This window comes from Hoylesella buccalis ATCC 35310 (assembly GCF_000177075.1).
Classification (GTDB): Bacteria; Bacteroidota; Bacteroidia; order Bacteroidales; family Bacteroidaceae; genus Prevotella; species Prevotella buccalis.
Map to the genome: position 1 here is coordinate 1 of NZ_ADEG01000118.1, position 11,146 is coordinate 11,146.

Below are 11,146 nucleotides of genomic sequence, written 5' to 3' on the forward strand. Positions count from 1 at the left end.
GCTTTATGCCAAGAATATCAAATAATTAAAAGAGAAGTGGCAAATTAACAAATTTTATTCGTAATTTTGCAACACATTATATAATAAGAAATAAACAAAAACAACCATAAAAGATGAATTTCAATAAATTCTTAAAATCATTGTTCGGCGACAAGTCAAGCCGAGACATGCGTCTGATACAACCGCTCGTGGAGACGGTGAAGAAGGCCTATCCCGACATTCAGAAGCTAAGCAACGACGAACTGCGTGCCAAGACCAAGGAGATACAGAAGTATGTACAAGACTCCGCCAAAGAACAAAAAGACAAGATTGCCGAACTGAAGGGCAAAATTGAAGAAACGGCCATCGATGAGCGCGAACCCATCTTCGAAGAGATAGACAAGTTGGAGAAAGAGGCGCTGGAGATTTACGAGAAAGCGCTGAACGAGGTGATGCCCACTGCATTCTGCATCGTTAAGGACACGGCTCGGAGATTTGCCGAAAACGAAGAAACAATCGTTACCGCAACCGACTTCGACCGCGAGTTGGCAGCCGACCCGAGCAAGGACTTCGTGACCATCGACGGCGACAAGGCCATCTATCACAACCATTGGACGGCGGGTGGAAACGACCTGAAATGGGAAATGGTACACTACGACGTTCAGCTCTTCGGCGGTATCGCCCTGCACCAAGGCAAGATAGCCGAGATGGCTACAGGTGAGGGTAAAACGCTGGTAGCCACCCTACCCGTTTTCCTCAACGCCTTGACGGGCAACGGCGTACACGTTGTTACCGTGAACGACTATTTGGCTAAGCGTGACTCTGAGTGGATGGGACCGCTCTACGAGTTCAATGGCTTGAGCGTTGATTGCATCGACAAGCATCGCCCCAACTCACCGGAACGCCGCAAGGCTTATCTGGCCGACATCACTTTTGGTACCAACAACGAGTTTGGTTTCGACTATCTGCGCGACAACATGGCCGTTTCGCCAGATGACTTGGTGCAACGCGCGCACAACTACGCCATCGTCGATGAGGTAGACTCGGTGTTGATTGACGACGCTCGTACCCCATTGATTATCAGCGGGCCCGTTCCAAAAGGTGACGACCAGATGTTTGAAGAATATCAACCGCTGGTTGAACGACTGGTTGACGTGCAGCGAAAACTGGCCACACAGTTCTTGGCAGAGGCCAAACAGCTGATTTCAGAGGGCCAGGCAGCCAAAGACCAGAAGAAGACTGAGGAGGGATTCCTCGCCTTATACCGTTCATACAAGTCGCTTCCGAAGAACAAGCCACTTATCAAATATCTGTCGGAAGAAGGCATCAAGGCTGGCATGCTCAAGACCGAAGAGTACTACATGCAGAACAACAACCGCGAAATGCCGAAGGCCGTGGAGCCGCTGTACTTCGTGGTGGACGAGAAACTCAACAGCTGCGACCTGACGGACAAAGGCACCGAATGGCTCTCCAAACAGGTGAACGACAAAGAACTCTTCGTGCTGCCTGACATCACAGCCGAACTTTCAGCACTGGAAAATGAGACTTCACTCTCTGACCAGGAGCGATTGGACAAGAAAGACGAAATGCTGACCCACTATGGCGTGCAGAGTGAACGAGTACACACTTTGCAACAGCTGTTGAAGGCGTACACCATGTTCAACAAAGACGACGAGTATGTGGTAATTGACGGTGAGGTGAAAATCGTTGACGAGCAGACCGGTCGTATCATGGAAGGCCGCCGCTGGAGCGACGGACTGCACCAAGCCGTGGAGGCAAAGGAGCATGTGAGGGTGGAAGCTGCCACGCAGACCTTCGCCACCATCACCTTGCAGAACTACTTCCGCATGTACCACAAATTGGCTGGTATGACGGGTACTGCCTCTACCGAAGCGGGCGAGTTCTGGGACATCTACAAGTTGGACGTGGTGGAGATACCGACCAACCGTCCCGTGCAGCGCAACGACATGGACGACCGCGTATACAAGACGGCGCGTGAGAAGTATGCTGCCGTGATTGAAGAGATTGAAGAAATGCGCAATAGTGGCCGTCCGTGCTTGGTAGGTACCACGTCTGTCGAAATTTCTGAGTTGCTCAGCAAGATGCTGAACATGCGAAAAATCCCACACAACGTACTGAACGCCAAGCTACACCAAAAGGAAGCCGACATCGTGGCACAGGCTGGACAATCGGTGAACGGCCTAGGTGCGGTGACCATCGCCACCAACATGGCCGGTCGTGGTACCGACATCAAGCTGTCGCCCGAAGTGAAAGCGGCCGGAGGTTTGGCCATTATCGGTACCGAACGGCACGAAAGCCGCCGTGTAGACCGCCAGTTGCGAGGTCGTGCAGGCCGTCAAGGCGACCCAGGTAGTTCGGTATTCTACGTCAGTCTGGAAGATAAACTGATGCGATTGTTTGGTTCTGAACGCATCTCCTCGGTGATGGATCGTCTGGGATTCAAGGATGGAGAGCGCATTGAGAGCCCGATGATTTCGAAGAGCATCGAGCGCGCGCAGAAGAAAGTGGAAGAGAACAACTTCGGTATTCGTAAGCATTTGCTGGAATACGATGACGTGATGAACAAACAGCGCACCGTGATTTACGAGAAACGGCGCCACGCACTGATGGGTGAGCGTATCGGTATGGACATCGCTAACATCATTTGGGACCGATGTGTCAACATCATCAATTCGAACGATTATGTGGGTTGCAAGGAAGACTTCTTGAAGAACTTGGCGATGGAATGTCCGTTCACCGAAGAAGAATTCAACGCTGGCAATCCCGAAGATTTGGCCGAACGTGCTTTCCAAGATGCGATGGCGGCTTTCAAGCGTAAAACCGAACGGATACAAGCGGTTGCTTGGCCGGTTATCAAGCAGGTACAGGAGGAACAGGGCGATCGGTTTGAGCGCATTGCCGTGCCTATTACCGACGGAAAGCGTGTGTACCAGGTTTCTTGCAACCTCAAAGAAGCATACGACACGGAAGCCAAAGACATCGTGAAACAGTTCGAGAAGAGCATCGTTCTGCACATCATTGATGAGAATTGGAAAGAGAATCTGCGACAACTGGACGAACTTCGCCACAGTGTACAGAATGCTTCGTACGAGCAGAAAGACCCACTGCTGATCTTCAAACTGGAGAGTGCGAAGCTCTGGGACAGTATGATTAACGACATGAACAACCAAACGACGAGCATCTTGATGCGCGGTCAGATTCCTGAAATGCAGCAGGAGGAGGTTCGTGAGGCTGCCCCGGCACAGAGAAGTCAACGCTATAACGAGCAGAAAGACGACCTGACAGACCCCAATCAGGCTGCGGCTGCCCATCAAGATACGCGCGAACAGGCACAACAGGTGAACCGTACGCCGTACATCAAGGACAAGATGCCGCGTCCAAACGATCCTTGTCCCTGTGGAAGCGGCAAGAAATTCAAGAACTGCCACGGCAGAAATCTTCGATAAACATCAACGTATGAAAATGATAGATGGTTGGAATCGCTCACAAACACACCAGAAATGGGCGCACAACCGTCTATCATTTTTTTTGATTCATTTGCACCCATGAACATTCAAATCAACAACTTAAAGAAAGCTTTTGGCGAGAAAATTGCCGTTGACATCCCCAACTTCGAGATTCATGATGGGGATATTCTCGGACTGGTAGGTAACAATGGAGCCGGAAAAACCACGCTGTTCAGGCTGCTGCTCGACCTGCTGAGGGCCGATGAGGGGCGGGTATTACTCACTTTCGGACACACCGACCCGCATCAGGAGCCTGCGTCAGAAACCCCAGTGGATGGCACACCGGCTGCTGAAGTTTTCACGGTAGACCCTTCCCAATCGGAAGATTGGAAACAACATACGGGTGCCTACATCGACGAGGGATTCCTCATCGACTTTTTGACGCCAGAGGAATACTTTGAATTCATTGCCAAAGTGAATCACATTGACAAGGAACGTCTCTCCACATTCTTGGCTTCACTGTCCAAATTCATGAATGGCGAGATACTCGGTCAGAAGAAATTGATTCGCGATTTCTCAGCCGGAAACAAGCAAAAAATAGGCATCATCTCCGCTCTCATCGCACAACCAAAGCTGCTGATTCTTGATGAACCTTTCAATTTCCTGGACCCTTCTAGCCAAAACTTCTTGAAACGCCTGTTGCTGAACTATCATCAAACAACGGGAGCCACCATCCTCGTGAGCAGTCACAACCTGCAACACACGGTGGAAATATCCAATCGAGTGGCACTGATGGAGAGTGGTTCCATCATCAAGGATCTGCCCAACATACACGGACAGGCTGAAAAAGAACTGGAAGATTATTTCAATGGGACGCAGGAGGCATCCGAATGAACACGAAAAATGTTGATTACATGATGCGCGAACGAACGTATGCTTGACGTAAATAAGATGCAACCCAGCAAACACAAGCAATGATGACGTACATGAGTGCTAACTGCCAAAGATTGATGTGAATGCCTTCAACGCTCGCTCCAGGCCAGTTTGCGAGGAGCGACAGATAGTGATTCAGGACTTGGGTCATCCAAGTTAGCGCGACAGCCACGACGCTTTGCAACAACGGTGCAAAGGACAAGGCGAACAAAAGACAGGAGGTATAGAGGATGAGGACGGTCAGTGGGACGGCCAACAGGTTGGTAAGAAGGAAATAACACGAAAAACGGCCGAAATAATAGGCCACCAATGGAGCCGTACCGAGCTGTGCCGCCAACGATACAGCCATCATTCCCCACAACTTTCCCACAACGGCAGACCTGACGAGAATGGCTTCAGGCATCCAACGCTCAATGGGTCGATAAAGCAACAGAATGGCCGCAACAGCCATAAAAGACAGTTGAAAGCCTACATCCCATAAGCTCAACGGATGCAGCAGCAACATCACAATGGCCGTAAGTGAAAGGGCATTGAGCGACATCTTATCGCGGTTGAGCAGTGACACCAATGAATAAACGGTGAGCATGATGGCCGAACGCATGACACTTGATGACATTCCCGTTAAAAACACATAGACCCAAACGGTCAACACCACGAAAGCAAAACTGAAAACACGTCGCAACCCTCGCCCACCCAGCAGCAAGACGAGCAGTCCGTAGATGATGCTAAGGTGCAAACCAGACAGAGCCAAAACATGAGAAGCGCCCGAAATGGAAAAGATTTCCTTGGTCTGTTTGGATAAAAACGACTTTTCTCCCAACGTCATCGCAGCCAAGACGGCATAATCTTGATCATCAAAACCATGGGCAGCATAATGACTCAGCAGTTTTTCTCGCACCTTCTGCGCCTTCAAACGCAATCGTTCGAACCGAGGCATGCCTGTCAAATCAAGCTGACATTGCGCCCAATCACGATGATAGATGAACGTTTGCGCCCGATAACCCCGTATCGCCACCCACCGTTGATAATTGAAATGACGGGCTGAGGGATAACTCCGAATGGGCTGAAAGGCCGAACGAAACCAGATTCCATCGCCCACTTTCAACGCTTCATAACGCCTCTCAACGGTATCGCGCAATATCGATGCCCTCACTTTTTGGTTGGATAAAGGTCCCGAAAGGACATACAAATCGCACTGAACCACCTTACCTCTCACCTTTGGAGTGGTCATCACGACGGCTTCAGACACATGTTCTTCCTCGGGAATGGGTACAGTTAGACGAGCTTTCTGCATGGTCATGAGCAGCATGCCAAAACACATCACGGTGAAAAGAATGGCCACTCCCTGCGCTGTTTTCCATCGGTAGCTCGCTAATGCGATTAACAAGGCTGAAAAAGCGATGATCAACCAAAACCATGTTGGCACGACAAACCCGAAAGAGTCGCCTGCAACAAGACCTACAATCAATGCCAAGGCAACCCTGAAAAGAGGATAAAGTTGCAGCCAGTCACGCACTTTCATTCATCATCGTCCATCAAATTGATTCGTAGTTGTCGTCAGATTATTCATAATCATCAATCACACGATTGGTGAATTCCATCATGGGTTGAGCCACCTTGAATAGTTCTGTCATGGGTTCTATCCATCCATTTCCCGCAAAGAAATCATCTTCAACCCGATGCCAGCAAGCATAATCCTTCATTCGAAGATAGTCAATAAACTCATAATCGGCAGGAAAACCCTTTGGACAGGTCTTCAATCGGCTGATTCCAAAGCCCTTGTCCGATGCCTGTTCATCACTCCACGAACCCTGAGTGGCATAACCAAAGAAATGAACAAACTTGCCATTCTCCACACATTTTCGCCATTCGTCAATGTTGCCCATAATCTCATTGCGGCAAGAGGTCAAGATATGAGTGGGCAACCAATAGGATCCAGCCGACAACAGGCAATGGCCTGGTTGCACATGGATGTAGTAACCAGCATGCAACGACTTACGCCCTTTGGCGCTGATGTATGCGCCAAAATGCCTTTTATAGGGCGATTTATCAGGCGAGAAACGTGTGTCACGATTAAAACGGAAGCACGCTTCCTTGGCTGTTACATGCGATACGGAGGCATCAAACTTAGAGATGGCTGCGATAGCGCAATCCACTCCCTCCTCAAAATCGTTGCGACAAGCCAAATATTCGTCTTTATGGGCTTGATACCAATCACGATTGTTGTTCTTGGCAATGCGCTCTAAATATTTTAAAATGCGTTGGATGTTCATATAATCGATGTTTTAAAGATGGAAGATGCAAGTTACAACAATGTTTCATGCAAGTTTGGAAGATGTTAATCGCTTAGGACAAATCTGCTCAAACTGGCACTTTTCACACTTGGGACGCTGACTTTGACAGATATATCTGCCATGCAAAAGTAGCCAATGGTGTGCACTTGACACATCCTCTTCAGGGATATACTTCATCAATTCAAGCTCAACTTTCAAGGGAGTGTTAGCCTTTTGTGGCACCAACCCCATGCGATGACTCACTCTATAGACGTGAGTGTCAACAGCAATCTTTGCTTTTCCATACCAAACGGCTTGCACCACGTTGGCCGTCTTGCGTCCTACGCCAGGCAATTTCACCAAATCGGCGGTATTGTCTGGCACTTCTCCACCAAAATCGCTTACTAACATTTGCGCCATCTCCACCAAATGTCTTGATTTGGCATTAGGATAACTCACGCTGCGCACATATTCCAACACCTCTTCTGGCGTAGCCTGTGCCATCGACCGTGCGTCAGGATAACGCTGAAACAACGCCGGTGTTACCTGATTGATGCGCTTATCGGTGCATTGTGCACTTAACAATGTGGCAACCAACAGCTGAAAAGCCGACCCAAACTCAAGCTCGGTCGTAACGATAGGCGTTGTTTTTCTGAAATAATCGAGAATATATTGATATCTTTCCTTTCGTGTCATATCACAAAAATACGAAACATTTCGCAATTCACCAAGCCCTGGAAGCGTTTTCACACACCGCAACATCAAAGTTATTCGATAAAAAAAATGTGACTAAACTCAAGTCTCTCACCGAATTTAGTCACATTCTTTTATGATTTAATCAGCTTAATAAGCATCCCCATGTTTAATCTCTTCTTTCGTGATTTTCTTTCTATCCATGGCATGCCATACATAAACAATATAAGCAAGGACGAAAGGAATGAAGAGTGAAACAATGGCCATGGTGCGCAATGTAAATTCACTACTACTACTGTTCATAATGGTTAGTGAACTCTGCAGGTCAGCATTAGAAGGATAATAAGCCGTATTGTTCCAACCAGCTATGAGCAACAGAACCAAAACAACTAAGACTACGCCGATACCTGCCGGCCAAATACCTTTAATATAGGTGTTACTCAACACGGTCTTGACAATGCCGAACAGCAGCAATACCACACCAACAAGCAAGACAATAGCAAGATACCACATGTCTAACAGGTTGTATAGATACTTCATCGACTCCATAGAAATCACGCCAGTGGCTGGATCATAGGCGAAACCATCCTTCAACAAGGTTCTAATTAAGAACGGAAGGAACAGCAACAAGAATGCTCCTGTATTGTAAATAAGATGCTTACGGCTGCGAGCGCGCAGCGTATCATCGGCCACATTATTAATAATGTAAAGCAAACCCAAGATGCGAGCCAAGAAGAACACGGCCAAACCCAGTACCACATTCCATACATCCAGCAACGCATCCAAGCCATGACTGTAGTTGGCCCACCTGCTAATCACCGGTGCCATGCCGTTGGTGATGTTGATTTTATCAACCAAGAAGTTAGAACCGTTGAAGAATGTTGCAACGGCACCACCCACCAAAACGGGACCCAGAATACCATTGATGACCAAGCACCATTGGAAAGTCTTCACGCCCAGGATGTTTCCCAATTTGTTTTGAAATTCATAGCTCACCGCCTGAACAACAAACGAGAAGAGAATAATCATCCACAACCAATAAGCACCGCCGAAGCTGGTACTGTAAAACAAAGGAAAAGAAGCGAAGAAAGCACCGCCAAAGGTAACCAACGTCGTGAAAGTGGTTTCCCACTTGCGCCCCGTACTGTTGACAACCATCCTACGCTCTTGTTCGGTCTTACCCAGGTTGAACACCAAAGAGTTAGCACCCTGAACAAACATCAAGAATACCAGTAAGGCTCCTAACAAAGAAACAAGAAACCACCAGTAATGTTGTAAAAAACTATATGTAATCATTGTATTACCTTTCTTATTTATAATTCAACCTGATTTGACATTTCACTATTCTCGGGACCTTTCTTAATAGCCTTACAAAGGATGTTAATCTCGACAGCCAACATGGCGGTGAAGAGAATCAAGAATATAAAGAAGGTGACAATAACCGAACTCGGTTTAATGTCAGACACGGCAACCCATGTCGGCAACATATCCTGGATGGTCCACGGCTGACGACCAAACTCTGCCACTAACCAGCCTGATTGAGAGGCAAGGTAAGCGCATGGCAACAGCACGATGCCCGAAATCAACAACCAGCGATGCTTGATAATATCTTTCTTGTAAACGATGAACAGCGAGCAGATAAAGAACAAAATCAACAACATGCCGATGCCAACCATCACTCTGAATGCCCAGAAGTTTACTGGAATAAACGGAACGACCTGGTGGGGTGATTTTACATAGCCATAACCAAAATAAGGCATGTTGTCTTTCAGAATCTGCTTGGTAGCTTCATCCTTCTTGCCAGAACGATAATCCTGCAATGCAGCTATGGCCATCTGGCCTCGTTTCATTTTTTCTTCTACCGAGATAACCTTCGTACCGTCTGGTTTGGTATAACCATTCAGCAGGTCATTCACGCCAGGCACATATCCATTGGCGTCTAAGGTTGCCAAGAATGACAAGCCATTAGGCACAGCCATCTTCATCGGTGGCTCTTGTTGGTTTGCATAGTCGGGTTGCTTAAATGGGTTAACAGCTGCAAAGACCGTCAGTCCCTGGCCGGTTCCACCATTGTAAAGCGCTTCCATCGAAGCCAGTTTCATAGGCTGTACTTTGCCAACCTGGATAGCTGAGCTGTGTCCGGTAATCAATGTCAATGCCACAGCTGCCAAGCCAAAGATACTACCTATCTTCATACTCTCGATAGCCAACTTATGATCACGCTTCTTAAGTAAGTACCAACTACTTACGGCCACTGTAAACACAGCACCGATAATCCATGAAGAGGTCACGGTATGACAGAACTTGTCCACGGCAAAGGGCGACAAGGCCACGTCCATAAACGAGTTCATCTCAAAGCGCATGGTATCTGGATTAAACTCCTGTCCAACGGGCAACTGCATCCAAGCGTTGGCTACCAGAATCCACCAAGCAGAGATGGTAGCGCCCAACCCCGTGAGCCACGTTGAAGCCAGGTGGAAACCAGGAGACACTTTCTTCCAACCAAAGAACATCACAGCCACGAAGGTAGCCTCCATGAAGAAAGCAATGATACCCTCGATAGCCAACGGAGCACCGAAGATATCGCCTACAAACCATGAGTAGTTGCTCCAGTTGGTACCAAATTCGAATTCCAAGATGAGTCCTGTTGCCACACCCATGGCAAAATTAATACCAAACAGCTTTTGCCAAAACCGCGCCGCATCCTTCCAAAAAGGGTCACGGGTACGATAATAACGAGTTTCCATAATTCCCATAACGACGGCAAGACCAAGCGTTAATGGAACAAAAAGCCAGTGATAAATGGCTGTTAAAGCAAATTGGGCACGCGACCAGTCGATCGTTTGTGCCGAAATGTCTAATAACAGATTGTGCATAATGTAATGTATTTAATGAATGTTTCGTTTAATCATCTCGGTAGATACGAAATCTGCTTCATCGCCTTTTTGCGAGTTCTGTTTGATGAAATCAGGAAAAAAGAACACTTTCAGAATAGCGAACATGATGAAGAGTTTAATCAAAATGACAGTCCATAGTGTTTTACCTACGGTCATGTGCTTAAAGCCATCATAGTACAAATCAAAAGCTCGATAAATAAAGCTGTTTTTATTCATAGTAAAGTAGTTTTCGGGTGTAAAGGTAATAAAATATATGTAAAGTTGTACTTTTTCGTAAAAAAAATTATTCACAACGTTGGAAGAAACAAAATCAAGCCGATATGGATGCATGATTTTTCTTGACAACGAGCCTTCAAATCCCGGACGTATTTGCAAGCAACATACCTTTGGCTGGCAAATACGGCAAGTACGAGCCACTTTCGTACATCTTTGTTACACAAATACTTACACACATAATCACTCTATAACACTCCATCGTTTACACTTTCAGATGCCAACAGCATAGCTTTTAGGCAGCAATAACAATGCTCTTGGCAGTTTATCTGCATGCTTTTAGCCCGTTAAAGCATACAGATGACAAGACAAAAGGATGCTTCTGAGCGGACAAAATCAATATTTTTGTGTAAAAATACGTTTTTTCTTCCTAAATTGTTGCCTGCTTGCATCCGCTCTGCCTATTGATTTTTTCCAGATAAACAGTTTACAACAGCTGTTTTTGGGGCATAAAACGATGAAAATATCTGACAAATTCTTCTATTACGCCTCTGCATCACAGCAGTGACACAAGATTGACGCATACCTCTAAGGCTGGTTCTATAAATTAGCTTTGTTAGATTTTGAGCTTATTTTTGAGGTCAAAATGCAAGAGAGTGAAGGAGTGTAGCGAGCTACACGACTGAACAAT

General features: G+C 46.9%; 8 protein-coding genes. 2 read left to right on the forward strand and 6 right to left on the reverse strand.

What is annotated here, in order from left to right; all coding sequences use genetic code 11:
- Positions 1 to 113: 113 nt before the first annotated feature.
- Both secA and HMPREF0650_RS12360 read left to right on the forward strand, forming a co-directional pair.
- Complete coding sequence (gene secA, locus HMPREF0650_RS12355; RefSeq protein ID WP_004351223.1) at positions 114 to 3,446, forward strand: preprotein translocase subunit SecA; 3,333 nt, start codon at positions 114 to 116, stop codon at positions 3,444 to 3,446.
- Between the two features lie 99 nt (positions 3,447 to 3,545).
- Entirely contained in the window at positions 3,546 to 4,340 is a 795-nt protein-coding gene (locus tag HMPREF0650_RS12360) for an ATP-binding cassette domain-containing protein (protein ID WP_040563456.1), read from the forward strand.
- Positions 4,341 to 4,356: 16 nt separating this feature from the next.
- Here HMPREF0650_RS12360 and HMPREF0650_RS12365 read toward each other — a convergent pair whose 3' ends face one another.
- From HMPREF0650_RS12365 to HMPREF0650_RS12390, 6 genes are all read right to left on the reverse strand, one after another.
- A complete protein-coding gene (locus HMPREF0650_RS12365) occupies positions 4,357 to 5,901 on the reverse strand; it encodes a ComEC/Rec2 family competence protein (RefSeq protein WP_004351226.1) in 1,545 nt (514 codons plus the stop codon).
- A gap of 40 nt (positions 5,902 to 5,941) precedes the next feature.
- Entirely contained in the window at positions 5,942 to 6,652 is a 711-nt protein-coding gene (locus tag HMPREF0650_RS12370; RefSeq protein ID WP_004351227.1) for a DUF2461 domain-containing protein, read from the reverse strand.
- Positions 6,653 to 6,697: 45 nt separating this feature from the next.
- Positions 6,698 to 7,348: an endonuclease III gene (gene nth / locus HMPREF0650_RS12375; RefSeq protein ID WP_040563458.1), complete on the reverse strand. Its 651-nt coding sequence runs from the start codon at positions 7,346 to 7,348 to the stop codon at positions 6,698 to 6,700.
- 147 nt (positions 7,349 to 7,495) lie between these two features.
- A complete protein-coding gene (locus tag HMPREF0650_RS12380) occupies positions 7,496 to 8,638 on the reverse strand; it encodes a cytochrome d ubiquinol oxidase subunit II (RefSeq protein WP_040563462.1) in 1,143 nt (380 codons plus the stop codon).
- Between the two features lie 20 nt (positions 8,639 to 8,658).
- Complete coding sequence (locus tag HMPREF0650_RS12385) at positions 8,659 to 10,221, reverse strand: cytochrome ubiquinol oxidase subunit I (RefSeq protein WP_004351231.1); 1,563 nt, start codon at positions 10,219 to 10,221, stop codon at positions 8,659 to 8,661.
- Between the two features lie 12 nt (positions 10,222 to 10,233).
- Positions 10,234 to 10,458: a DUF4492 domain-containing protein gene (locus tag HMPREF0650_RS12390; protein WP_040563464.1), complete on the reverse strand. Its 225-nt coding sequence runs from the start codon at positions 10,456 to 10,458 to the stop codon at positions 10,234 to 10,236.
- Positions 10,459 to 11,146: the final 688 nt, after the last annotated feature.

Bases quoted from the DNA above. Each gene is read 5' to 3' on its own strand.
- secA (WP_004351223.1), top strand. From the start codon at position 114: ATGAATTTCAATAAATTCTTAAAATCATTGTTCGGCGACAAGTCAAGC.
- HMPREF0650_RS12360 (WP_040563456.1), top strand. From the start codon at position 3,546: ATGAACATTCAAATCAACAACTTAAAGAAAGCTTTTGGCGAGAAAATT.
- HMPREF0650_RS12365 (WP_004351226.1), bottom strand. From the start codon at position 5,901: ATGAAAGTGCGTGACTGGCTGCAACTTTATCCTCTTTTCAGGGTTGCC.
- HMPREF0650_RS12370 (WP_004351227.1), bottom strand. From the start codon at position 6,652: ATGAACATCCAACGCATTTTAAAATATTTAGAGCGCATTGCCAAGAAC.
- nth (WP_040563458.1), bottom strand. From the start codon at position 7,348: ATGACACGAAAGGAAAGATATCAATATATTCTCGATTATTTCAGAAAA.
- HMPREF0650_RS12385 (WP_004351231.1), bottom strand. From the start codon at position 10,221: ATGCACAATCTGTTATTAGACATTTCGGCACAAACGATCGACTGGTCG.
- HMPREF0650_RS12390 (WP_040563464.1), bottom strand. From the start codon at position 10,458: ATGAATAAAAACAGCTTTATTTATCGAGCTTTTGATTTGTACTATGAT.